Consider the following 24,037-nt stretch of genomic DNA (forward strand, 5'->3'; position numbering starts at 1 on the left):
ATTGGTACGCGTGTCGCGCGTTGCTTGACGTTGGTGTAAAGCTTCGCATACGCGTCTGTAAGCCGCGCGGGAGCTTTTCCCGATCTGCGGGGGAAGCGTTCCCAAACTCGCGCAAAACCCGCTGCGTGTGCCGGCGCTGAGTAGAATGCAAGCGTCATGTCAAGCGAACCGATCCATTCCTCTTCCGCTGACCGAGCGCCGCCATCGTCGCCGATATGGCGCGACCTCGGCTGGGTCGTCGCCGTGACCGTGCTCGCGGCGGTGCTCGGCGCCGCCTTCGATCTCAGCGAGAAGGTCTACCGGTTCACGCGTGGCATGGAGCGCTTCCAGCTCGACGAGTTGCCGGGCGCGCTGTTCGTGCTGTCGATCGCGCTCGCGTGGTTCGCGTGGCGCCGCTATCGCGATGCGCGCCGCGAACTGCGCCATCGCCGCGTGCTCGAGGAACAGGCCGAACGGCTGCTCGCCGACAACCGGCGCCTTGCCAGTCAGGCGCTGCAGGCGCAGGAACTGGAGCGCCGCCATCTGGCGCGCGAACTGCACGACGAGCTGGGTCAATACCTGAACGCGATCTCGCTCGACGCGGCGCGCATCCGCGATCTATCGGGCGAGCGCGAGCCGGAAATTCATCGCATCGCGCTTGGGCTGATGCAGAGCGCGACGCATGTGTACCGCGAGATCGGCGGCATGATCCGCCGCCTGCGGCCGATCGGTCTCGACGAATTCGGCTTGCCGACCGCGCTCGAACATTGCGTCGACGGCTGGCGCGAGCGCTTGCCCGAGGCGTCGTTCTCGATGACGATCGAAGGGGATTTCAGCGGCCTCAGCGATGCGTTGACGATCACGCTGTACCGGCTCGTGCAGGAAGGACTGACGAATGTGTCGAAGTTCGCGCGCCGCTCGCGTGTCGAACTGTTCATGGTGCGCGCGCCGCGCGAACACAACGGCGCGCAGATCGACGAGATCGTCGTCACGATGGCCGACGACGGCCCCGGCACCGATCTGACGAAGCCGCGCAGTGGGCTCGGGCTGATCGGCATGCGCGAACGCGTCGAGGCGCTCGGCGGCGAATTTCACATCGCGAGCGAGCCGCAGCGCGGTTTTCTGTTCTGCGCGCGCGTGCCCGCTCAGGCGGGGCTGGCCGAGCCCGTGAACTGAAGCCCGAGGCGGCTTGCCATCTGCGCAAGCTGTACGCCGTTGTCGGCGCCGAACTTCTGCCGGATCACCGATTGGTGGTTGGCCACCGTTTTCTGACTCAAGCCCAGCTTTTCGGCGATGCTCGGCAGCGTATAGCCCTGCACGAGCAGCCGCAGCACCTCGAACTCGCGCGCCGACAACTGACGCCCCGGCGGCCCTTCGTTGAACGCGGTGCGCAGCGCGAGCGCCTGCGAGATGTCCGGGCTCAGGTAGCGGGCACGCCGCGCAATCGAGCGCACCGCTTCGACCAGCACGTCGGGCGCGCTCGCCTTGGTCACGTAGCCGAGCGCGCCCGCGTCGAGCGCGCGCCGCACGAAGATCGATTCCTCGTGCACGCTAAAGATCAGCACGCGCGCATCCGGTTCGCGCGCGAGCATGCGCCGCATCGCTTCGATGCCGCTTGCGCCCGGCAGCGCCACATCCATCACGACCACGTCGGGCCGCAGCGCGCAAAAACGCTGGTAGGCCTGCGCGGCGTCGCCCGCTTCGCCGCACACCTCGACGTCGGCATTCAGTTCGAGCAGACGCCGGTAGCCTTCGCGCACGACCGCATGGTCGTCGACGAGCAGAACGGAGATGGTGTCGGCACTCATGATTGGACTCCGGGTGACGTCCGGTTATCGCCGCCGGCGTCGGGCTCGCGGGCAGCGGCCGCGAACTTGCGTGAGTTGGCGTCGTTGCGGAACAGGATCGGCTGTTCGCGGGCCGCTGCTGTCGCCCCGGTTTCGGATGCAGATCCCGATGCTGCACGCCGCACGATCTTGACCACGGTGTCGTGAAACGGCGACTTGTCGCAGACCGGGTCGGCGTTGGCCGCGTCCCCGGTCAGCAGGTAGGCCTGGCAGCGGCAGCCGCCGAGGTCGCGGTCCTTTTCATCGCAGCTGCGGCATGGCTCCTTCATCCACCGCAAACCCCGAAAGCGGTTGAACGCGTCGCTGTCGTACCAGATCTCGCGCAACGGCATGTCCTTCACGTTCGGCAGCGTCAGGCCGGGCAGGCCGCGCGCCGCGTGACACGGCAGCGCGGCGCCGTCGGGCGCGACGCCGAGGAACACCGCGCCCCAGCCGTTCATGCAGCGCTTCGGGCGGCGCTCGAAGTAGTCGGGCACGACGAAGAAGATCTTGCAGCGCTGGCCATGCGTGCGGCGATAGCGCGCGACCACCGCTTCGGCTTCTTCGAGCTGCTGTTGCGTCGGCATCAGTTGCGCCTGGTTCTCGCGCGCCCAGCCGTAGAACTGCGTGTTCGCCAGCTCCAGATATTCGGCGCCGAGAGCCAATGCCATCTCGATGATCTTGTCGACATGCGGCAGGTTGTAGCGATGCAGCACGCAGTTCATCACCATCGGAAAGCCGTGCCGCTTGAGCGCGACGGCGACGCGCTGCTTCAGTTCGAAGGTGCGCGTGCTGCTCAGGAAGTCGTTCAACTGCTGCGTCGAATCCTGGAAGGACAACTGGATGTGATCGAGCCCGGCGGCCTTCAGATCGCCGAGGCGCTGATCGGTGAGACCGACGCCCGACGTGATCAGGTTCGTGTAGAAGCCGAGCCTGTGCGCTTCTTCGACGAGTACTTCGACGTCGTCGCGCACCAGCGGCTCGCCGCCCGAAAAGCCGAGCTGCACCGCGCCGAGCGCGCGCGCCTCGCGCAGCACGTCGAGCCATTGCCCGGTGGTCAGTTCGCGGTTGTGATCGGTGTAGTCGAGCGGGTTGTAGCAGAACGCGCAATGCAGCGGACAGCGATAGGTCAGCTCCGCGAGCAGCCACAGCGGCGGCGGCACGACGGCGGCCGCGTCGCTTTGCACTTGCGCGCCGGGTTGAGAGCCAGCTTGAGAAAGATCGGTCATCGCGCTACTCCAGCCAGCCGCGCCCATGCGCGTCGGCGATGAAGGCCCGCACCTCGCTGCCGATGCCGGTCGTGTTGAACGCCTGTTCGAGGTCGGCGATCAGCGTATCGATGTCGCGTGTGCCGTCGCAGCGCTTGAGGATTTCTCCCGCGCTTTGATTGAGCTTCACCATGCCCTCGGGGTACAGCAGCACGTGCGCGTTCTGCGCGGGCTCCCATTGCAGGCGGAATGGCTTCGCGATCGCGAGCGGCGTGGCGGGGTCGGCGCGTGTCGAGTCGTTCATTGCGCAAACGCCTTCTCGATCGCGTCGAGCATGGTCCACAGAATGTCGAGCTTGAACTGCAGGATGTCGAGCGCCCGTTCCTGCTGATCGCGTCGCGTGAAATGGGCAAGCGTGACCTCGAGTCCGTGCTGCACATCGCGCTGCGCGAGTGAGATGCGCGAACGGAAATACGCGAGGCCCTCCGCTTCGATCCACGGATAGTGCTCGGGCCAGCGCGCGAGCCGGTCGCGATGCACCTGCGGCGCGAACATTTCGGTCAGCGACGAGCACACCGCTTCCTGCCACGGCGCGCGGCGCGCGAAATTCACATACGCGTCGACGGCGAAGCGCACGCCCGGCGTCACGTGTTCGAGCGACCACAGTTCGTCGCGCGTGAGGCCGACCGCATCCGCGAGACGCGCCCAGGTTTCGATGCCGCCTTCCGCGCCATCGTAGCCGTCGTGATCGAGAATGCGCAGCACCCAGCGGCGGCGCGTCTCGCGGTCCGGACAGTTCGACAGCACGGCCGCATCCTTCAGCGGAATGTTGATCTGGTAGTAGAAGCGGTTCGCGACCCAGCCGCGAATCTGCTCGCGCGAGCAGCCGCCGCTATTCATCTTCACGTTGAACGGATGGTGGATGTGATAGGCGGTGCCCTTCGCGCGCAACTGCGCCTCGAATTCTTCACGGCTCCAGGCGGGTCGGTCGATGCCTTGAGTTCCCGTGGTACTCACGTCGCGTGTTGGTGTTGTTCGTGTCGTGTCCTGAATGTCTTTCGCGTTCATGCCGTCTCCGTTTTATCGTCGTTCACAGCTGCGCCTCGTTACCGCATCACTCCGTACTCTTCACTGCGCGCCTCAAAGCTCGAAGCTCATTCCGTCGTACGCGACCTCGATGCCATGCTCGCCTAGCGTGCGCCGCTCGGGGCCGTCTTCGATCAGGATCGGATTCGTGTTGTTGATATGGATCAGCACTTTGCGTTTCGCGCCGAGCGAATCGAGTGTTTCGATCATGCCGCCTGCGCCGCTCTGCGGCAGATGGCCCATATCCGCCGAGGTCTTCTTCGACAGGCCGAGGCGGATCATTTCGTCGCCGGTCCACAGCGTGCCGTCGACGAGTAGCAGATCGGCCTCGCGCATCGTCGCCAGCACGTGCGGCTCGATCGCGCCGAGCCCCGGCGCGTAGAACACGCGCCGGCCCGATTGCAGGTTCGTCAGCACGAGTCCGATGTTGTCGCCGCGCTCCGGCGCATCGCGATGCGGCGAGTACGGCGGCGCCTTGCTCGACAGCGGCAGCGCGTCGATGCGGATGCCGGGCAGCGCGTCGACGGCGAGCGGCGCGCCGTCGAGCGCGATACGGCGGTGCTCGACTCCGCAGTAGTGCGACAGGATCGGCGCGACTGGAAAGCCGGAGCGGAGGTCTTGCCAGACCGCATCGGTTGCGTATAGCGGCAGCGGGGTGTCGCGTTCGCGCAGCATCAAGAGGCCGGTCACGTGGTCGATCTGCGCGTCGATCACGAGCACTGCGGCGATGCCGCTGTCGCGCGCGCGCCGCGCTGGTTGCAGTTCGGGATGCGCGGCGATCTGCGCGAGCAGATCGGGCGATGCATTGACGAGCAGCCAGTCCTCGCCGTTCGCGCTGACCGCGATCGACGACTGCGTGCGGCGCGTCGCCTTCACCGTGCCGCGACGCACTCCGTCGCAATTGCGGCAATTGCAGTTCCACTGCGGAAAGCCGCCGCCCGCCGACGAGCCGAGTACCTTGATCTTCATGCCGCGCGACGCATGCTGCTGCGCCCCTCTTCGACGGTGGGAGTGAACATCGCGGTGAGCGCCTGCGCGACGCATGCATGCAGCGCGGGGTCGCTCGCCAGATGACCCGCCGCGCTCACAGACTCGACGCGTGCCGACGGAACCGCGCGCGACAGACGTCGCAGATTGCCGCGCGGACACACCGGATCGCGCGCACCGTGCACGGCCGCAATCGATACCCCGGCCGCCGCCGCGCGGCTCGCGAGCGACAGCAAACGCGTCTCGCCGAGCCAACAGCGATGCGCGAGGTAGTGCGCCTGAATCCGGTATTTGCCGATCAGCTTGCGCGCGTGGCGTTGGGATTCGCGTGGGTTTCGCAGGTTCGCACGTCGTTGTGCGGCGCCTCGCGGCGATGCGCTCGCGAGCACCGCGTTTTCATAGTCGCGCCAGGCCAGCGCGAGCGCGCGTTGCCGCGCTTCATTCGCGCCGTATTGCAAGGTCTCGCCGCAACGCGCGGCCAGTGTCGCGGGCTGCTCGCAGCGAGCAGCGGCACGCAGTTTTGACCACGCACGCGGCGCACGCTTGCGTGACGCGATGAACAAACCGCGCACTTCGCGCTCGGACGTCAGGAACAGGCCGCGCAGCACGACGCCCGTCACCGACCGCGGACACTGCCCCGCATACGCGAGCGCGAGCGCCGCGCCCCACGATCCACCGAGTACGCCCCAGCGCGCGAAGCCGAGCCGCGCGCGAATCGCTTCGAGATCGGCGATCAGATAGTCGGTGCGGTTGTGGCGCACGCTGCCGCGCGGCGTCGAGGCACCGGTGCCGCGCTGGTCGATCAGCACGACGCGAAAGCGCTGCAGATCGAACAGCCGCAGCACGCCGGGCTGACTGCCGCTGCCTGGGCCGCCGTGCAGCACCGCGACCGGCACGCCGTCGCGCGCGCCGGCCAGCGCATACCACACGCGATGGCCATCGCGCGTGCGCAGCGTATGGACTTCGAGCGCGGCGGCTGCCTGCGTGTGGCGCGATAAGCCTCGCATCGTCATGGCAGCATCCTCGCGAGCAGGTTGTCGCGATCGATCCACTGATGCTTGATCGCGCCCGCCACGTGCAGCACGATCAGCACGATCAGCGCGAAGCCGATGGCGTGGTGAAGGCCGAAGAACAGTGCGCGCAGATGCGCGTCGTCCCAGCCCCACTTCGGCAGCAGGATGCCCCAGAAGCGCGTGCCGTAGGTGTTGAACGACGAGCCGAGATACCCGGCAAGCGGCATCGCCACCATGCCGACATATAAAAGACCCTGCGTAGTGCGCGCGGCGGCGCGTTGCCACGGTGGCATCGGCGGCAGCGGAGGCCGGTGAAGGACCAGCCGCGCGACGATGCGCAAAAGCACCAGCAGGAAAACCGTCAGTCCGAGCGACTTGTGCAGATTGATCAGCGTCGCCTTGACAGGCAAGCCCTTCGGCAAGCCGACCATATAAAGCCCGAGTGCGAGCAGCCCGACGATGCCGAGCGCGATCAGCCAGTGCAGCGCGATCAGCAGCCCGGCATAGCGCGGGCCGCCGGCGCTGGCATTTGCGTTGACGTCGATATCAGGCTTCGCGTTTGCAGAATCCGCTGTCCTCATGCCCTGTCTCCATGCAACATCGTTGCGGGACGTTTCTTTTTTGCCGAACACCGTTTCAGTCGCGGCTGACATAGCTGGCTCAGCCGACGATCAGTATTTCACCGCGGCCGTCGACCGCGAGGTCGCCCGTGAAGCGGACCGGCAGACGGTCCGCGCGCCACTGCGAAAACGGCGCGATTTCGGCCGCGAGACTGCGTATGAGCAATGACCAGAATACGTCGAAACCGTGTCCGCCGCCGGTGAAAGTAGGGGGCGGCAGTGGCTCTGGCCGTTGCGCGAGCAGCAGCGTGCCACGCCTCATTGCATAGGCATAATGCGCGCCCAGTTGCCCCGCCACGCCGACGGTCCCCGCCACCAGCCGCGACGCCGCGAAGTCGCCCGCGTTGCCGCCGACCAGCACGAGGCCGCGGCGCATCCGGTCGGCGAGCCGCGCGCCGGCGTTGCCGTGGATCGTCAGCGTGCCGCCGCTCATGCCTTCCATATCGCCCGTCAGTGCGCCGGCGGCGAAGTCGCCGCTGTCGCCGCGCACCGTCACGCGTCCGCCGCGCATTTCGCAGCCGGTGAAGTGCCCCGCGTCGCCGTCGATTTCAAGCAAGCCGCCGCTCATTCTGAAGCCGCTGTAGTCGCCGACCGAGCCGCGCGCGACGAGCCGTCCGCCGTCCAGCTGCGCGCCGAGCCGGTCCAGCCACCGCGCGGCGTCGTCGATCAGCAGCGTGGCCATGTCGTCGCCGGAGGCAGGCGCGTCGTCGCGCGAAACCTCGAAGACGTCGCCGACCTCGCAGCGCTCGTTGCCGGCCGGCAGCACGATGCGCTCGATCTCGGCCACGCTCATGCTGGCCAGCGCCGAGGGTGACAGCGCTGCGGCATCGACGCGAAAGCCGGGTGGTGTTTTCACGCGCAACGTGGTCGTGCTCATGCGTGACCCCCGTTGAGCCCCGCCGCCAGTTCGTGCAGATGAAAGTGGTACGGCCCGAGCTTGCCGCCGTAGTTGCCCGCCGAAATGCGCAGTACGCCGGCCGCGCGGCCGAGTCCGGCGGCCGCGCCGATCCCGGCCGTCATCGCCGCGCCGACGTCGGCGTCGGTCAGACCGTCGATGACGATCTCCAGCACGCAGCCAACGTCCGCGCTCAACTCGCTGCGCCGCGCGAGGCCGATCAGGCTCGGGCAGAACGCGTCGTTGGTCGACGCGGTCGCACCCGCGTACTTCGAGCCGATCTTCGAGCCCGAGCGCACGATGCCGCCGGGAAACGGCATGATCACGTTCGGCAGCCGGCGCATCGCGGCGACCGCGGCTTCGGCCGCCGCGAGCGCAGCGCCGAGGTCGCGCGCGAGCAGCAGCAGGTTGCCGCCGCCGACGGCCTTGACCGTCGCCGCCATGTCTTCGCAGACGAACTCGCCGTCCATCACCGGCACGCGCCAGTAACGCGTGGGTCCGTTCCCTGCGTCGATCATCTTCGCGATCTGCCAGCCGTCGCCGAAAAAGCGCAGCCCGCTGCCGAGCGGCGCCGGGTCCGACAGCGGCGCGCGGCTCGTGGCCGGATCGATGCCGCCGTAGACGGCCGTGCTCGGGCAGGTGAGCACGCACTGGCCGACGCGCCGCCCGATCTGCTTCGCGAGCTCCTTCGACGACACCGCGAACAACAGCACCGCGACGCCGGGCCGGCCGTCGGGCGTGGCAGCGGGCGCGAGCGCACGCTCGACGCCCGCCTCGCAGCCGCAACCGATCACCGAGGTCGCGAAGCCCGCCAGCGAGTTCGCCGCGTGCATCGCCCACGTCGCCGTGTGCGCGGTGATCACGAGCCGGGTCGCCTTCATCGGAAACGCTTCGGCGAAGGTCGCGTCGATCGCGGTGCCGTTGATGTCGAGCGGGGCGGGAGTGTTCATCGTGGCCGCGTCAGGTTAGACATTCGACGGGCAATAGTCGTCCGCCGCGGCAGCAACGGCAGGCTTCGTCGTCGCTGATCGCGGCGTGCGCGAAGTTGCTCGCGAGGTTCGCGTCGCTATACGCGCGCAGCGTTGTCTCGATGCCGCGATCGAATTGCGGCGCGACGAAATGGATGCCGCCCGTCGGCGTCGCGACCAGCGTGCCGTCGCGCGCGACCAGTTCGCCGTCCTTGAACACATAGGCCGGCGACGTGAACATCCGCTCGCGGTCCGGCTCGTCGCGATAGACGGCGATGTCCGCCGCCGCGCCCGCGCCGAGATGGCCGCGATCGCGCAGACCGAGCAGACGCGCGGGACCGGCGCGCGTGATGATCGCGATCTCGTACAGCGAGAATTCGCGCTTGAGCTCCGGCAGCGCACTGGCGACCTGCGCCTCGGGATGCAGCTTCGCCAACTGCTCATCGCGAAACGGCTTGTCCATCAGCAGGCGGATCAGATGCGGATAGCTCGTGAACGGTCCGCCGTTCGGATGATCGGTGGTCATCGCGACGCGCCACGGGTCGTCGACGAGCAGGAAGATTTCGAGGCCGATGATCCATTGCAGCGCGTTCACGTAGCTCTGTTCGCGATAACGGAACGGCAGCACGCCGCAACCCGCGTCGCACTCGATATCGCCCACCACCCACTTGTGCGGCCGCGCGAGCGGCGCGTTGCGGAACTGCATCATCGTGTCGCCGGAGGCCGTGACGGTCTGTCCGAAGATGATCTGGCCGACGTCGATCGACACGTTCCGCCGCGCGTTCACGGCCTCGGCAATCTGCCGCGCGCCCGACGAAAACTTGCGCGAACCCTCGGTGCCATAGCTGTGAAACTGGATATGCGTCAGATGGATCGGCAGACCGTCGGCGGCGTCCATCGTCGCGATGGTCGAGGCGAGGTTGCCGGGCACGCCGAGGTTGCTCGTGTGCACGTGCAGCGGATGCGGCACGCGCAGCTCGGTCAGCGCGCGCGTCAGCGTGCGCAGCACGTCGCGCGGCGTGATGCCGTAGTGCGCGTGCGGCTCGTCGACGTTTAGCGAGCGCTGGTTGAACTTGAACGCCGAGATGCCGCCGGGGTTGACCACCTTGACGCCGAGCGCCTTGCTCGCGTCGATCGTCCAGCCGACGTAATCGCGCAGACGTTCGAAGTCGTCGCGCGCGGCGAGCATCCGCAGGAACAGCTCGTCGTTGCCGAGCATCACGTACGCGCCATGATCGATGATCGGCGTGTCGCCCATTTCGAGGTGCGTGTGGCGCGCGTTGGACGGCATCATCGCCGGCTCGAACGCGGCCGTGTAGCCCATTTCGGCGTAGCGGTAGCCGGTCGCGAGCGTGCCCGGCGTGCAGACGCCGCACGACGGCAGGCGCAGGTAGCGGCCGTTGTCGTCGCGCGCGGCTTCGTAGGCGGCCTCGCGCGGCGCATCGGCGCGATGGTCCTCGGGCAGCAGCAGGCGCGACAGATTGGTCTTGCCGCCGCCGATATGCGAATGCAGGTCGATGCCGCCCGCCATCACGATCATGCCGGTCGCGTCGTATTCACGATCGACGGGCGTGGTGGCGGGCACGTCGACGATGCGGCCGTCGCGGAACGTCAGGTCGCGGCGCTCGCCGTTGACGTTGTGGAGCGGGTCGAACAACGTGCCGCCCTTGAGCCGGACGAGAGTCATGGCTGATCCTCGCGCGTACTCGAGCGTTCGCTCAGTTGCCCGCTCAATCGCCCGCTCAACTTCGCGGCAATCGACGCCACCGACTCCAGCGCGGCACCACGCGCGGCGGTGAGCGGCATCACGACCGTGCCGTCGATGCGAAACAGATGTCCGCCGCTATCGACGCCCGGTGTCGCGACCGGCACGAACACGGTGTTCGCGCCGCGTGCCCTGGCGGCATCGGCGAGCGCCGGATGACCGAGCACGATCAGGGCAAGCGCGGGATCGAGCGACGCGGGCCACGCGTGCGGCGCGAAGCCCGCGATCCACAGCAGCGCATCGACTTCGCGTTCGGCGAGCAGCCGAGCCGTCCGATAGCGGTACGGATCGTGATCGAGCGGCGCGGTGCCCGCGGCGTGCGCCGGCATCGACACGCGCGTGCGCAGCGGCAAGCCGGACAGCCACGTGACGGTCTGATTGACGGTCAACGCGCCGTCGTCGCCGCCGAGCGCGAGACATGCCGCGCGCGTCGTGCGATTCACGGCCTTCACGATCCGGTTCAGCGCTTCGATCAGCAGCGCCGCGTGCGGCGCGGGCAGTGCGGCCGGTTCGTAGACGACCACCGTATAGCGCGCGCCGGCGCTGCGTGCGTGCAACGACGCGAGCGCGGTTGCCGCGTTGGCTGCGCTGCCATCGCCGTGGCTCAGCGCGGCGGCGTCGCGTCCTTCCGCGAGCGCTGACCACAGCGCGAGCGTGTCGTACGGATCGGTGTCCGGCAGCAGCGTGTCGATGCGCGTTTGCGCGAAGCCGGCTGCAGCCGGGTCCGCTTCGCAGCCGACGAAGACCAGCTCGCGCGCGAGTTCGGTGCCCGCCAGCGCGCGCGTGAAAAAGCGCGGATAGCGCCGCGACGGCTGACAGCCGAAGAACACCAGCAGGTCGGCGCGGGCGCGCACTTCGGAGAGCGTCGTAAAGAACGAGCCACGGTCTTGCAAAGCGAGCGTCGCGGGCGTCAGCGCATCGCCGTGCAGATGATCGAGGATCGCGCCGCAGGCGGCGGCAAGCGGATACAGCGCGCGGATGCCGGCGACGTCGGTGGCGAGGCCGCCGAATAGCGGGCGGCGCGCGTTCGCGAGCAACTGCGCGGCGCTCGCCAGCGCGGCATCCTTGGCCACTTCGTCGCCATCGACGGTGCAAGCGCATTGCGCGTCCGTTACGCCGTACTGCGCGAGCGCGTGAGCGAGCCGCGAACATTCGGTGTCCGGCACATCGAGCGTGCCGTCGTCGTGGGCAGCGGCGGCCAGGTCGTCGCACAGCAAAGGGCAGAACGGACAGATCCAGTCGCGTGTGAGCGCCGCGGCGCGCGTTGCGCTCGGGCTGGGGGTCGATGGATCGATGGAGGGGCTATGCATGGGGCAGGTTTAGCAAGCTCCATGCCGATCTTTCGACACGCATCGGCGGGCGAGCGCCGCGTTGAAGCGGGGCCGCGCCTACGGTCGTACTGCTTTGCATTCAGCGGATGAACAAACGCGGGATCCCTGCGGTCAGCGTGCCTGATCCTGCGTCGGCGCGCGCGTCAAAGGCCCGCTGCGCCATACAAAATGTGTGCCGTTCTGGAGCAGAGTGTCAAGCAGAGTGTCACACGCGAACAGTCCGGCTTGTGTTGCGTTTACCGACAGCGCTGTCAGGACGCGTGGCATGGAAATTGTATGGAAGGCCTACGCGGAATCGGAATGCGCGCAGTCGATCTGTCGATCGTGCAGCGCGGACGCCACCAGCCAGGCGCTTGCGCCGGTGCCGGCCGCGGCGGCCAGATCGTCGCGATTGCGGATGCCGCCCGCGCCGATCAGCGTGGTGTGCGCGGCGGCTTGCGCGCGCACGCGCTCGAACGTCGTGAGATCGGGGCCGGCGTAGCTGCCGACCTGGTCGAGCGTCATCGCGATCACGCGCGGCGGCCACCACGCCGACGAGCGGTCGAGCGCGGCCGCGGCGAGCAGTTCGCCCGCCCGCTGATCGAGCGACAGGATCGGCGCAAGGCCGGCGCGCTGAGCCGCGTGCAGTGCGTGGATATCGCGCAGCGTCTCCGAGCCGAACACAGGCACGAGAGTCGCGAGGTGGGAAGCGGCAGCGGAGCGGTCGTGCTGATCGATGGCGTCGTCGATGCGCTCGAACAGCGCGCGCATCGACGCGTAGTCCGCGAAACCCGCGTCGAGCCACAGTTCGATGCCGGGCAGCGCGGCCCGCAATGCGGCGAGCGTCGAAGCATGCGCGCCGCGCTGCAGGATGGCGCCGAGATCGGCGATATAGAGCGTGCGCGCGCCGCTGGCTTCGAGCAGCGCGCGGGCGGTGGCAAGTGGGTCGCTCGTCGCGACGAGGCGGGACTGGATGGGCCGATAGGCGCTCCGCTCGCCGCGCACCGCGCGTACGACCTGGCCGTCGAGCAGATCGAGAACAGGTATCACCTGCATAGGGGCGCTTTCCTTTGACCAGAATCTTTGTCTACGAGTATCTCACCGGCGGCGGCATCGACCCCCAGCTCGCCGGCGCGGGCAGTCTCGCCGATTTGAGCGCGCTGATCGTCGAAGGACGCGTGATGCGCGACGCGCTGGTCGCCGCTCTGCGTGAACTCGACGGCGTGCGGGTCACGTTCGCGACCTCGCGCTTCGAAACGCCAGGGGCGGGCGAGGCCCATTGTATGGCCGCGCCCGGCGAATCGATGACGGCGTTCGTCGCGCGCGCGGCGCGCGAGCACGATTACGCTTGGGTCGTCGCGCCGGAATGCGACGGGCTGCTGCTGCGCTTTCACGATGCGGTCGGCACTGCGCGCTGGCTCGGCTGCGCGAAGGAAGCGATCCGCGTCGCGTCGAGCAAGAGCGCGACGGCGGCGTGTCTTGCCGCGCACGGCATTGCGACGACGCCGGCGTTAGAACCCGGCGACCCAGCCGCGCAGCACGACGGCCGCTGGGTGGTCAAACCGGACGACGGCGCGGGCGGCCTCGACACCATCCTGTACGAGCGCTTCGCCGATGCCTGCGCCGAGTACGAGGCGCGCGCGGCGGCGGCGCGCAATCCGGTGCTGCAGGCGTGGGTCGATGGCGAGCCGTTGAGCCTGTCGCTGATCTGCCGCGGTGACGCTACCAAGCTCCTCAGCATCAACCGTCAGCAGATCGGGCTGAGCGGCGGCGACGCGTCGGGTGATGTTGCGCGGATCGTCGAGTTCGACGGCGTGCTGGTCGATCAGATCGACCAGCACAGCGACATGGGCCGCGCGCTCGACACGCTCGCGCATCGCGTCGCGCGGGCCATCCCGGGTTTGCGCGGCTTCGTCGGCATCGATGTCGTGTGGCATCCGCAACTCGGGCCGGTCGTGATCGAAGTGAATCCGCGTTTGACGGTCGCTTATGCGGGGCTGTCGGCGGCGCGCGGCAGCGGCCTGACGCGCGCGCTGCTGGCCGCGCATGGCGTGCGCATCGAGCGCTGCGGCGCGGCGCGCGCCAATTCGCCGACGTACGAGGTGCGCCCTTGAGCCCGGCCCGTTCGAACCCGGCGGCGCGGTTCGGCTGGGACGTCGGCGGCGCGCACGTGAAGGTGTCGCTCGTCGACGGCAGCGACGCCGTGCTGGACGTCGTGCAATGGCCGTGTCCGCTTTGGCAGGGGCTCGACCATCTGCACCGCACGATCGACCTCGTCTTCGAGCGCTGGCCGCAGGCCCGCACGGACGCCGCGCAGCATGCGGTGACGATGACCGGCGAGATGGTCGACCTGTTCGCGGATCGCGCCGAAGGCGTGCGCGCGATCGTGGCCGCGCTCGCGCAGCGGCTCGGTCCATCACTGCGTTTCTACGCCGGCGCCGCCGGCTGGCTCGCCGCCGCCGACTGCGCGGCCGGCTGGCGTCACGTCGCGTCGGCGAACTGGCTCGCGACCGCGAGCTGGGTCGCTACCTGCATGGCGAACGCGCTGCTGATCGACATCGGCAGCACCACCACCGACATCATTCCGATCGTCGACGGCCGCGTCGTCGCGCGTGCCGCGACCGATGCTGGCCGGCTCGCGACCGGCGAACTCGTGTATCACGGTGTCGTGCGCACGCCGTTGTGCGGCGTCGCGCAGCGGATCGAATTCGGCGGCGCCATGCTGAACGTGATGAACGAATGGTTTGCGACGAGCGCCGACGTCTACCGGCTGACCGGCGAACTGGACCCGCTGCACGACGCGCAGCCGAGCGCCGACCAGGGGCCGAAGACGCAGGCGGCGAGCCGCGCGCGGCTCGCGCGCATGATCGGGCACGACGCGCACGACGCGTCGGACGTCGAATGGCTGCACTTTGCGCGCCGCTGGCGCGCGCTGCAGATGCGCGAAATCGGCGCGAACCTGATGCGGGTGGTCGCCGCGCAGCCGGCGCTCGCGGCCGCGCCGCTGGTCGGCGCCGGCTGCGGCCGCTTCCTCGTCGCCGCATTGGCGCGCGACGAGGCGCGCGGCTATATCGATTTCGGCGCGTTGGCGGGCGTGCCCGATGCTTGCGCGGCATGGGCGGCGACCTGCGCGCCGAGCGTGGCGGTCGCGCTGCTCGCGGTACGCAATCCGGGCGCGCAACGGCGCGGCGCGCGTGGTATCGCGGCGCGCGCGGCATGAGTTGAGAGGCGCGGCGCGCAATCCGGGGACGCGGCGCGCCGGCGCACGCGTAGCGCAAAGAGGGGCAGGGGACACGATAAGGCGAGCGGGACAAGTTCGGTGATGAACGAGGTTGCGAAACGACGCGACCCGGCCGGGCACTCAACTGGACACGAGGGCAACAGTCATGTGGGTGGTCAAGATCGGAGGCAGCCTGAGTCACGACCCGGCACTGCGCCACTGGCTCAGTGAGCTCTGCGAAGTCGGCGGCGGACGGGTCGTGATCGTGCCCGGCGGCGGCGATTTCGCGGACAAGGTCCGCCAGTACCAGGGCGAGTGGAACTTCGACGATCTGGCCGCGCACAACATGTGTCTGCTCGCGATGACGCAATATGCGCTGCTGATGCAGGGCGTTTCGCCCGAACTGGTGATCGCGTCGAGCGAGGCGAAGATTCGCCGCACCCTGCGTGACGGTCACGTCGCCGTGTGGGCGCCGACCGCGCTGATGCGCGACACGCCCGACGCGATGAGCAACTGGGACACGACCTCGGACAGCCTCGCCGCCTGGCTATCGACGATGCTCAACGCGGAGCGGCTGGTCGTCGTCAAATCCTGTCCGATCGCCGTCGACGATCCGCTCGAAACGCTGGCCGCGGCGGGGGTGGTCGACCGCAGGTTCGTCGACTACGTGAACGATGCGAACTATGTGGTCGAATTGCTCGACAAGAGCAACGTCGCGCTGATGCGCGACCGTTTGCTGAATATTCCGGTGATGTGATCGGCTGCTACAGCCGCGTCGCGTTCGTCGAGCCCGGCAACGGCGCGCCGCCATCGACGCGAATCTCTCCAGCCGGCCGATGCAACGCGCTCGCCCATTGCGCGACGCGCTCGGGGTCGAGCCGCGAGCGGCGCCCGTCGGCGCACAGCGCGGTGCGAAAACCGGCCACGTCGGGCGCCAGCGCACGGATCTGCGGCAGTTGCGCCCAGCCGAGCGCACCGGCGATGCCCGCCATCGCGCCGCGCTGACGCGCGAGCCGCAACCAGCGCGCGAGCGAGTCGACATCGACGTGATCGAACAGCGTGCCGCCGTCCTTGCTCGCGGTATCGAACATCAGCCCGGCGAAGCCGAGCGCCGCGGTGTGGCTGACCAGTTCGTCGTCCATGCCGCCGTCGCATAGCAGCACCGGCACGACGCTAGCCGGCAGATTCGCGAGCTGCTCGATGCAGCGGCGCGCGGCCGGTCCGCGCGCGACGCCGACCTTCACATAGTCGACGCCGGCATCGCTGACGTCGATCACGCGCGCGGCGATCTCGTCGAACGCATCGGCCGGCACGTCGCCGATCGCCGCGCTGATCGGCTTGACCGGGTAGAGCGCGCGAAGTTGTTGCGCGATGGTCGTGATGGCGCCAATCGACAGGCCGCCGAGCGCGCCGTCGTCCGGCTCTTTCAGGTCGATCAGCTCGGCGCCGGCGCGGGCGGCGTCGAATGCTTCGTCAGCCGAGCGGACGCTCGCGAGCAATGCGGTCATCGGGGTTCTCCGCGGAGGAAAGGGTTTTCAGTGAGGGGCCGAAGCGGCGGCCTGATGCGCCGCGTCTTCGAGGCTCGCGCGATATCGCGCGATCGCGGCGACTAGCCAGCTCCATGCGGTGCGCTCGTTGTCGCCGGCGGTTTTGTCGATCGCGATCTGCAGATACGCCATTTCTCGATCGACCTTGTCGGCCGGCAGCATGAAGAGCCGGCTCACCAGAATCGCGCCTTCCACGACCGCCGACTGCGCGCGATTGAAGCCCGCGAACGGCGCGTGGTTTTCACGGTGCACGCATTTCATCACCAGCACCGGGCGCTCGGCGTCGTCGCGCAGTTCGTCGAGTTCGAGCTCGGCGTGGGCCAGCGACTCGGCCAGACGTACGCTCGGCACGCGGCTCGCGGCCACGGTCGGCCAATCCGTCGCGCAGTGCGTGACGCAGCCCGCGAAGATACGCACGTCGGTGGTGAAATTCAGCACGGCCGCGCGCGTCGCGATCACGTTGTCGAGCGTGACCGACGGACGGAACGGCGCGAGGATGATGCGCTCACCCTCGGAGCGCGCGCCCATTGGTGCGATGTGTGGACGGCCATCGCACGCTGCCGTGGTGACGATCGTTTCGTGGATCATGGCTGGGAACGTGTGTCCCGACAGCGCCGGAAGGCCGGCCGTCAGCAGAGGTCAAACACAAACGGAAACCGCAAAGGGGCCGCGGCGTGCGGCCCGGTTGCGGGCTTAACGCGTAGCGACATACATCACGATTTCAAAACCGAGGCGTACGTCGGTGTAGCTCGGAGTCGTCCATTGCATACGTGCTTTCTCCTTCGGTTGAAACAGCGGGTGGAACAGCGTTGCGCCGCCGGCCCCGTGTAATGCCCGGTGTCGACGGCAGCCGGCATCACGCAAGCTTTATGCCTGTTCGGGTACCGGCCGGTCAGGCGGGCGGGCGTTCGACGGCCAATACAGCACCCGGCGAATTGCGCCATGCCGTGGCGCTCGCGCGGGTTGCCTGACGCAAAGAGCCGCGCGGTGTGGCGAAAACGAAGCAAAGTGTGCCATCGCGATTCGCTAATTCGATTGCGCTGTCACGCTGCGCCCGCCTCGCTCACCAACACATTCTGCTCCCATTCGCGTCGCACGGCTCGAAAAAGAACCTCACGATGTGATAGCGATAACCGATCCGTTAAGTCTGCCAAATAAAATCGTGAATTCTCCTTGGGCGTGTCCGTGCCTACAGTGCAACTCAAGCGCTTCGTTCTTCCGGCAGTGCGCCTGCCACCTTCGAGGACACGTCATGAACGATTTCAGTCAACCGCCGATCCAGCCCGAACCTCAAGCGCGCGATCCGCACAATCCGCGCGAACGGTACGCGGCGGGCGTGATGAAATACCGCGAGATGGGGTACTGGCAACCGGACTACGAACCGAAAGACACCGACGTGATCGCGCTGTTTCGCATCACGCCGCAACCCGGTGTCGAACCCGAGGAAGCGGCGGCCGCGGTGGCCGGCGAATCGTCGACCGCGACGTGGACGGTGGTGTGGACCGACCGGCTCACCGCCTGCGACATGTATCGCGCGAAGGCGTATCGCGTCGAGCCGGTGCCGGTGTCTCGCGCCGACGAGCCGCAGTACTTCGCGTACATCGCTTACGAACTCGATCTGTTCGAAGAGGGCTCGGTCGCGAACCTGACCGCGTCGATCATCGGCAACGTGTTCGGCTTCAAGCCGCTGAAGGCCTTGCGGCTCGAAGACATGCGCATTCCCGTCGCGTATCTGAAGACGTTTCAGGGGCCGCCGACCGGTATCGTCGTCGAGCGCGAACGGCTCGACAAGTATGGTCGGCCGCTGCTCGGCGCCACGGTCAAGCCGAAGCTCGGTCTGTCGGGCAAGAACTATGGACGGGTGGTCTACGAAGGCCTGCGCGGCGGCCTCGATTTCCTGAAGGACGACGAGAACATCAACTCGCAGGCGTTCATGCACTGGCGCGACCGCTTCCTGTTCGCGATGGAGGCGGTGAACCGCGCCCAGGCGGAGACCGGCGAGCTCAAAGGGCACTATCTGAACGTGACGGCCGGCACGATGGAGGACATGTACGAGCGCGCCGAATTCGCGAAGGAGCTCGGCTCGTGCATCGTGATGATCGACCTCGTGATCGGCTGGACCGCGATCCAGTCGATGTCGCGCTGGGCCCGCAGGCACGACATGATCCTGCATCTGCATCGCGCGGGGCATGGCACCTACACGCGGCAACGCAACCACGGCATCTCGTTTCGCGTGATCGCCAAATGGCTGCGCATGGCGGGCGTCGATCATGCGCATGCGGGCACCGCGGTCGGCAAGCTCGAAGGCGATCCGCTGTCGGTGCAGGGCTACTACAACGTGTGCCGCGACGCGCACAACGCGGTCGATCTGTCGCGCGGCATTTTCTTCGACCAGCCGTGGGCCGGCTTGCGCAAGGTGATGCCGGTCGCCTCGGGCGGGATTCACGCGGGGCAGATGCATCAGCTGCTCGACCTGTTCGGCGACGACGCGATCCTGCAGTTCGGCGGCGGCACGATCGGCCATCCGGCCGGCATCCAGGCCGGCGCGACCGCGAACCGCGTCGCACTCGAAGCGATGGTGAAGGCGCGCAACGAGGGCCGCGACATTCTGCGCGAAGGGCCCGACGTGCTCGAAGCCGCCGCGCGCTGGTGCACGCCGCTCAAGCAGGCGCTCGATACGTGGCGCGACGTGAGCTTCAACTACGCATCGACCGATACGCCCGATTTCGCCGCTACGCCGACGGCGGCCTAGCAACGCCGAGCTTTTCCCGCGAGCGCCTCACGAGCGCATCCGCAACGCGGTGCAACGGCACCGCGCGGGGCACCGTTGACGCCGTTCCGAACGCGACATCCATCCACGAGGTTCGTCATGCGTATTACTCAAGGAACGTTTTCTTTTCTGCCCGAGCTGACCGACGAGGAAATCGGCCTGCAGATCGACTACGCGCTGCGCCAGGGCTGGGCCTGTTCGGTCGAATTCACCGACGACCCGCATCCGCGCAACACCTACTGGGAAATGTGGGGTCTGCCGATGTTCGACCTGCACGACGCGGCCGGCGTGTTGCAGGAGGTCAGGGCTTGCCGCGAGGCGCGGCCGCAGCACTACATCAAGGTCAACGCGTTCGACTCGGTGCGTAGCTTCGAGACGATGCGCCTGTCGTTCATCGTCAACCGGCCGGACGTGGAGCCGGGCTTCCGGCTGTTGCGGCAGGACGCGCAGGGGCGCACGCAGCGCTACAGCATGACGGGCTACGCGGGCGACCGGCCAGCGGGCGAGCGTTATGGCGCGGCGGGATGACGCCGCTGATCGCGCAACGACGCACACGACGACCCGCAGCGAGGAGGAACCATGACAGACGCCGCCATCGTGGACGCACTGCCCGCGTCCACCGCGCACAGCGACGCCGCCGCGCCCCACATCGACCTCGCGGCGCTGTACCGCGACTCCGGCATCGGCGACGTGCTCGGCGAACTCGATCGCGATCTGGTCGGGCTCGCGCCCGTGAAAACGCGCATTCGCGAGGTTGCCGCGCATCTGCTGGTCGAGCGCGCGCGGGCTTCGCTGGGTCTCGCGGGCGGCGCGCCGACCTTGCATATGTGCTTCTCCGGCAACCCCGGCACCGGCAAGACGACGGTTGCGCTGCGCATGGCGGAAGTGTTGCACCGGCTCGGCTACATTCGCCGCAATCATCTGGTGTCGGTCACACGCGACGATCTGGTCGGCCAGTACATCGGCCACACCGCGCCGAAAACGCGCGATGTGCTCAAGCGCGCGATGGGCGGCGTGCTGTTCATCGACGAAGCGTATTACCTGTATCGCCCGGAGAACGAGCGCGACTACGGGCAGGAAGCGATCGAAATCCTGTTGCAGACGATGGAGAACCAGCGTAGCGACCTGGTCGTGATTCTGGCCGGCTACGCGTCGCGAATGGAAGTGTTCTTCGAGAGCAATCCGGGTTTCCGCTCGCGCATCGCGCATCACATTACGTTTCCCGATTACGAGGAAACGGAGCTGCTCGAAATCGCCGAGCGGATGCTCGGCGCCATGCATTACCGCTTCGATGCCGCGTCGCGCCGCGCGTTCGCCGACTATCTGGCGCGCCGCATCCGCCAGCCGAATTTCGCCAACGCGCGCTCGGTGCGCAACGCGCTCGACCGCGCGCGGCTGCGCCAGGCGAACCGCCTGTTCGCGAGCGCCTTGCAAGGCGGCGAGCCGGTCGACGCCGCCACGCTGACGCTGATCGATGCTGCCGACGTGCGCGCGAGCCGCGTGTTCGACGCGCCGCCGCAGTCCTCGCATTCGCCTTCCACCGCGCGCGCCGTCACGGCGCCGCCGGGCTGAATCACGACACCATCGACGGAGAACGCCATGCAGGACGGACGCACGACACTTTCGAAGTTCCTGATCGACACGCTCGATCGCCCGCCGTGTACGGACGACACGCGCGACACTGCAGGACTCTCCGCGCTGCTGATCGACGTAGCGGCGGCCATCAAGTCGATCTCGGCGATGCTGACCAAGGGCGCGCTAGGCGGCAACTACGGTTCCGCGCAAACGCTCAACACGCACGGCGAGCAACAGAAGAAGCTCGACGTCTCGACCAACGAGATCTTCGTGCAGCAATGCGAGTGGGACGGCTTGCTGGCCGCGATGGTGTCCGAGGAAATGGAGCACGTCTACGCGATTCCGCCGGACTATCCGCGCGGCGAGTATCTGCTCGCGTTCGATCCGCTCGACGGCTCGTCGAATATCGACATCAACGGCGTGGTCGGCTCGATCTTCTCGGTGCTGCGCACGCGCGACCCGGCAGGGGGGGATGCAACCAGCGAAGCCGCGTTCCTGCGGCCGGGCTGCGAACAGGTCGCGGCCGGCTATGCCGTGTATGGACCGTCGACGATGCTGGTGCTGTCGGTCGGCAATGGCACGCATGGCTTCACACTGGAGCGCGACATCGGCAACTTCGTGCTCACGCATTCGAACATCCGGATTCCGGAGGAAACCGGCGAGTTCGCGATCAACGCATCGAACGAGCGCTTCTGGGAGCCGCCCGTGCGCCGCTACGTGCAGGAGTGCAAGGACGGCCGCAGCGGTTGCCGCGCGCGCGACTTCAACATGCGCTGGATCGCGTCGATGGTCGCGGAAGTGCATCGCATCCTGATGCGCGGCGGCGTGTTCATGTATCCGCGCGACTCGAAAACGCCGGCGATGGAAGGACGCCTGCGCCTGCTCTACGAAGCGAACCCGATGAGCTTCCTGGTCGAGCAGGCGGGCGGCCTCGCGATCACCGGCCGGGAACGCATTCTCGACGTCGCGCCGCGCGCGCTGCATGGCCGCGTGCCGGTGATTCTCGGCTCGAAGAACGAGGTCGAGCGTATTGCGCGCTATCACGGCGAATACGACCGCGGCGAGGACAAGCCGTTCACGTCGCCGCTGTTCGGCACGCGCTCGTTGTTCCTGCCGGATTTCACGGCGTGATCAGCGACTGACGGCGCGCTCAGCGCACAGAACACAGTCATCCGGAGACAAACGCATGTCAGTCAAACATCCGATCATCGCGGTGACCGGCTCGAGCGGCGCCGGCACCACCACCGTCATGAAGAGTTTCACGCATATCTTCAGACGCGAGCACATCAATGCGCAGATCGTCGAAGGCGACGCGTTCCATCGCTACGACCGCAACGGCATGCGCGCGGCGATGCAGGAGCGCGAATGCGACGGTGTGCCGAATTTCAGCCACTTCGGGCCGGAAGCGAATCTGCTCGAAGAACTCGAAACGCTGTTCACGCGCTACGGCGAAAACGGCAGCGGGCAGTTTCGCCACTACGTGCACGACGCGGGCGAAGCGCAACTGTACAAGCAGGACGGCGGCACCTTCACGCCGTGGGAGGGGGTCGCGCCCAATACCGACCTGATGTTCTACGAAGGGCTGCATGGCGCGGCGGTGACCGACAGGGTCGATATCGCGCGGCATGCGGATCTGCTGATCGGCGTCGTGCCGATCATCAACCTCGAATGGATCCAGAAGCTGCACCGCGATCAGACGATGCGCGGCTACACGCACGAAGCGGTCGTCGACACGATCTTGCGGCGCATGCCCGACTACGTGAACTACATCTGCCCGCAGTTCTCGCGCACGCATGTGAACTTCCAGCGCGTGCCGACCGTGGACACGTCGAATCCGTTTACCGCCCGCGAGATTCCGCAACCGGACGAGAGCTTCGTCGTGATCCGCTTCGCGCGGCCGAAGGGTATCGACTTCCAGTATCTGCTGACGATGCTGCACGACTCGTTCATGTCGCGCCCGAACGTGATCGTCGTGCCTGGCGGCAAGATGGGACTCGCGATGCAGCTGATCTTCACGCCGATGATCCTGCAACTGATCGACCGACGCTCGCGCGCCTGAGCGGTACCGGACGGATACCGAGGTCCATTTCGCAAGGAGAGATCCGATGAGTGCAGTCGCGCAACCGCTTGACGCACCCGCCACGCGTCGCGGACCGCGCGCGTTGAGCCCGCCGTTCGCCAGGATTTCATTTCATATCGAGGAGCACGCAATGGCCTTCATCACCCTGCGGCAACTGCTGGATCACGCGGCCGAACACGACTACGGCGTGCCCGCGTTCAACGTCAACAACATGGAGCAGATTCACGCGATCATGCGCGCGGCCGAGGCCACCGATAGCCCGGTGATCCTGCAGGCGTCGGCCGGCGCACGCAAGTACGCCGGCGAGCCGTATCTGCGCCATCTGGTGCTCGCCGCGCTCGAAGCGCACCCGGACATTCCGCTCGTGCTGCATCAGGATCACGGCGCGAGCCCCGCGGTGTGTCAGCAGGCGATCCGCTCGGGCTTCACGTCGGTGATGATGGACGGCTCGCTGCTACCCGATCAGAAAACCCCCGCCGCGTACGATTACAACGTCAACGTGAGCCGGCGCGTGGTGGACGCCGCGCATGCGGTCGGCGTGTCGGTGGAGGGCGAACTGGGCTGTCTCGGTTCGCTCGAAACCGGCACGGCAGGCGAAGAGGACGGCGTCGGCGCACAAGGCAAGCTCACACGCGAGCACCTGCTGACCGATCCGGACGAAGCGCGGCGCTTCGTCGACGCGACCGGCGTCGATGCGCTCGCGATCGCGATCGGCACGTCGCACGGCGCGTACAAGTTCAGCCGCGAGCCGACCGGCGACATCCTCGCGATCGACCGGATCGCCGATATCCATGCGCGCATTCCGAACACGCATCTGGTGATGCACGGTTCGTCGTCGGTGCCGCAGGAATGGCTCGCGGTGATCCGCGAATATGGCGGCGAGATGCCGACCACCTACGGCGTGCCCGTCGACGAAATCCGCCGCGGCATCGCGCACGGCGTGCGCAAGGTCAACATCGACACCGACATCCGTCTCGCGATGAGCGGCGCGATGCGCAGGTCGCTCGCCAACGCGCGCGCGGAGTTCGATCCGCGCGCGGCATTGAAGGCCGCCACCGCCGCGGCGAGCGCGATCTGCGTCGAGCGATTCGAGGCGTTCGGTTGCGCGGGGCAGGCGGCGCGCATCAAGCCGCTGCCGCTCGACACGATGGCGAGCCGCTACCACTAACGCCACTGGACGGAGAACGC

Annotated in this window: 25 protein-coding genes; 10 read left to right on the forward strand and 15 right to left on the reverse strand. The window is 67.6% G+C overall.

Annotation, left to right across the window (positions count from 1 at the left end; translation table 11 throughout):
- Positions 1-156 precede the first annotated feature (156 nt).
- Positions 157-1,155 carry a histidine kinase gene (locus HDG32_RS06660; RefSeq protein ID WP_184064644.1) on the forward strand — a complete coding sequence of 333 codons (999 nt, stop codon included), beginning with the start codon at positions 157-159 and terminating at the stop codon, positions 1,153-1,155.
- On the opposite strand, the gene HDG32_RS06665 is transcribed toward HDG32_RS06660, so the two are convergent.
- The 12 genes from HDG32_RS06665 to HDG32_RS06720 all read right to left on the reverse strand — a co-directional run bounded on the left by HDG32_RS06665 (position 1,125) and on the right by HDG32_RS06720 (position 12,713).
- Positions 1,125-1,787: a response regulator transcription factor gene (locus HDG32_RS06665; RefSeq protein WP_184064647.1), complete on the reverse strand. Its 663-nt coding sequence runs from the start codon at positions 1,785-1,787 to the stop codon at positions 1,125-1,127. The two genes, HDG32_RS06660 and HDG32_RS06665, sit on opposite strands and share 31 nt — an antisense overlap.
- Positions 1,784-3,034 (reverse strand): pyrroloquinoline quinone biosynthesis protein PqqE, encoded by a 1,251-nt coding sequence (pqqE, locus tag HDG32_RS06670; protein ID WP_184064650.1) that lies wholly within the window; start codon positions 3,032-3,034, stop codon positions 1,784-1,786. Before pqqE ends, HDG32_RS06665 begins: the two co-directional genes overlap by 4 nt.
- A gap of 4 nt (positions 3,035-3,038) precedes the next feature.
- Positions 3,039-3,317 carry a pyrroloquinoline quinone biosynthesis peptide chaperone PqqD gene (gene pqqD / locus HDG32_RS06675; RefSeq protein WP_090809033.1) on the reverse strand — a complete coding sequence of 93 codons (279 nt, stop codon included), beginning with the start codon at positions 3,315-3,317 and terminating at the stop codon, positions 3,039-3,041.
- Positions 3,314-4,081, reverse strand: coding sequence for a pyrroloquinoline-quinone synthase PqqC (gene pqqC / locus HDG32_RS06680; RefSeq protein ID WP_184064653.1), 768 nt, complete (start codon positions 4,079-4,081; stop codon positions 3,314-3,316). Before pqqC ends, pqqD begins: the two co-directional genes overlap by 4 nt.
- Before the next feature lie 72 nt (positions 4,082-4,153).
- Positions 4,154-5,068: a pyrroloquinoline quinone biosynthesis protein PqqB gene (pqqB, locus tag HDG32_RS06685; protein ID WP_184064656.1), complete on the reverse strand. Its 915-nt coding sequence runs from the start codon at positions 5,066-5,068 to the stop codon at positions 4,154-4,156.
- Positions 5,065-6,099 carry an alpha/beta fold hydrolase gene (locus HDG32_RS06690; RefSeq protein ID WP_184064659.1) on the reverse strand — a complete coding sequence of 345 codons (1,035 nt, stop codon included), beginning with the start codon at positions 6,097-6,099 and terminating at the stop codon, positions 5,065-5,067. The genes pqqB and HDG32_RS06690 overlap by 4 nt, the downstream gene beginning before the upstream one ends.
- Positions 6,096-6,680 carry a cytochrome b gene (locus HDG32_RS06695; RefSeq protein ID WP_409340006.1) on the reverse strand — a complete coding sequence of 195 codons (585 nt, stop codon included), beginning with the start codon at positions 6,678-6,680 and terminating at the stop codon, positions 6,096-6,098. The genes HDG32_RS06690 and HDG32_RS06695 overlap by 4 nt, the downstream gene beginning before the upstream one ends.
- A gap of 79 nt (positions 6,681-6,759) precedes the next feature.
- On the reverse strand, positions 6,760-7,596 hold the full coding sequence (locus tag HDG32_RS06700; RefSeq protein WP_184064662.1) for a formylmethanofuran dehydrogenase subunit C: 837 nt from the start codon (positions 7,594-7,596) through the stop codon (positions 6,760-6,762).
- A complete protein-coding gene (gene fhcD, locus HDG32_RS06705; protein ID WP_184064665.1) occupies positions 7,593-8,564 on the reverse strand; it encodes a formylmethanofuran--tetrahydromethanopterin N-formyltransferase in 972 nt (323 codons plus the stop codon). The genes HDG32_RS06700 and fhcD overlap by 4 nt, the downstream gene beginning before the upstream one ends.
- Positions 8,565-8,574: 10 nt before the next feature.
- Positions 8,575-10,269 carry a formylmethanofuran dehydrogenase subunit A gene (locus HDG32_RS06710; protein ID WP_184064667.1) on the reverse strand — a complete coding sequence of 565 codons (1,695 nt, stop codon included), beginning with the start codon at positions 10,267-10,269 and terminating at the stop codon, positions 8,575-8,577.
- Positions 10,266-11,657, reverse strand: a complete 1,392-nt coding sequence (locus tag HDG32_RS06715) for a formylmethanofuran dehydrogenase (protein WP_184064670.1) — start codon at positions 11,655-11,657, stop codon at positions 10,266-10,268. The genes HDG32_RS06710 and HDG32_RS06715 overlap by 4 nt, the downstream gene beginning before the upstream one ends.
- A 306-nt stretch (positions 11,658-11,963) precedes the next feature.
- Positions 11,964-12,713, reverse strand: a complete 750-nt coding sequence (locus tag HDG32_RS06720) for a HisA/HisF-related TIM barrel protein (RefSeq protein WP_184064673.1) — start codon at positions 12,711-12,713, stop codon at positions 11,964-11,966.
- A gap of 14 nt (positions 12,714-12,727) precedes the next feature.
- Between HDG32_RS06720 and HDG32_RS06725 the strand changes: the two genes are divergently transcribed.
- The 3 genes from HDG32_RS06725 (at position 12,728) to HDG32_RS06735 (ending at position 15,634) form a co-directional block, all read left to right on the forward strand.
- Positions 12,728-13,771, forward strand: coding sequence for an ATP-grasp domain-containing protein (locus tag HDG32_RS06725; RefSeq protein ID WP_184064675.1), 1,044 nt, complete (start codon positions 12,728-12,730; stop codon positions 13,769-13,771).
- On the forward strand, positions 13,768-14,877 hold the full coding sequence (locus HDG32_RS06730; protein ID WP_184064678.1) for a hydantoinase/oxoprolinase family protein: 1,110 nt from the start codon (positions 13,768-13,770) through the stop codon (positions 14,875-14,877). Before HDG32_RS06725 ends, HDG32_RS06730 begins: the two co-directional genes overlap by 4 nt.
- A 166-nt stretch (positions 14,878-15,043) precedes the next feature.
- A complete protein-coding gene (locus tag HDG32_RS06735; protein WP_184064681.1) occupies positions 15,044-15,634 on the forward strand; it encodes an aspartate kinase in 591 nt (196 codons plus the stop codon).
- Positions 15,635-15,641: 7 nt separating this feature from the next.
- Here HDG32_RS06735 and HDG32_RS06740 read toward each other — a convergent pair whose 3' ends face one another.
- From HDG32_RS06740 to pqqA, 3 genes are all read right to left on the reverse strand, one after another.
- A complete protein-coding gene (locus HDG32_RS06740) occupies positions 15,642-16,385 on the reverse strand; it encodes a (5-formylfuran-3-yl)methyl phosphate synthase (protein WP_184064684.1) in 744 nt (247 codons plus the stop codon).
- Positions 16,386-16,412: 27 nt separating this feature from the next.
- Positions 16,413-17,012 (reverse strand): DUF447 domain-containing protein, encoded by a 600-nt coding sequence (locus HDG32_RS06745; RefSeq protein ID WP_184064687.1) that lies wholly within the window; start codon positions 17,010-17,012, stop codon positions 16,413-16,415.
- A 105-nt stretch (positions 17,013-17,117) separates the two neighbouring features.
- On the reverse strand, positions 17,118-17,192 hold the full coding sequence (gene pqqA, locus HDG32_RS37195) for a pyrroloquinoline quinone precursor peptide PqqA (protein ID WP_113062024.1): 75 nt from the start codon (positions 17,190-17,192) through the stop codon (positions 17,118-17,120).
- A 484-nt stretch (positions 17,193-17,676) separates the two neighbouring features.
- Between pqqA and HDG32_RS06755 the strand changes: the two genes are divergently transcribed.
- From HDG32_RS06755 to fba, 6 genes are all read left to right on the forward strand, one after another.
- On the forward strand, positions 17,677-19,176 hold the full coding sequence (locus HDG32_RS06755) for a form I ribulose bisphosphate carboxylase large subunit (RefSeq protein ID WP_184039098.1): 1,500 nt from the start codon (positions 17,677-17,679) through the stop codon (positions 19,174-19,176).
- Positions 19,177-19,293: 117 nt separating this feature from the next.
- Complete coding sequence (locus HDG32_RS06760; RefSeq protein ID WP_184064690.1) at positions 19,294-19,722, forward strand: ribulose bisphosphate carboxylase small subunit; 429 nt, start codon at positions 19,294-19,296, stop codon at positions 19,720-19,722.
- Between the two features lie 51 nt (positions 19,723-19,773).
- On the forward strand, positions 19,774-20,766 hold the full coding sequence (gene cbbX / locus HDG32_RS06765) for a CbbX protein (RefSeq protein WP_184064693.1): 993 nt from the start codon (positions 19,774-19,776) through the stop codon (positions 20,764-20,766).
- 27 nt (positions 20,767-20,793) lie between these two features.
- Positions 20,794-21,900 carry a class 1 fructose-bisphosphatase gene (locus tag HDG32_RS06770; protein ID WP_184064696.1) on the forward strand — a complete coding sequence of 369 codons (1,107 nt, stop codon included), beginning with the start codon at positions 20,794-20,796 and terminating at the stop codon, positions 21,898-21,900.
- A gap of 55 nt (positions 21,901-21,955) precedes the next feature.
- On the forward strand, positions 21,956-22,828 hold the full coding sequence (locus HDG32_RS06775; protein WP_184064699.1) for a phosphoribulokinase: 873 nt from the start codon (positions 21,956-21,958) through the stop codon (positions 22,826-22,828).
- Positions 22,829-22,979: 151 nt separating this feature from the next.
- Entirely contained in the window at positions 22,980-24,017 is a 1,038-nt protein-coding gene (fba, locus tag HDG32_RS06780; protein WP_184064701.1) for a class II fructose-bisphosphate aldolase, read from the forward strand.
- Positions 24,018-24,037 lie beyond the last annotated feature (20 nt).

This window comes from Paraburkholderia sp. CI2, from assembly GCF_014201055.1.
GTDB lineage: Bacteria > Pseudomonadota > Gammaproteobacteria > Burkholderiales > Burkholderiaceae > Paraburkholderia > Paraburkholderia tuberum.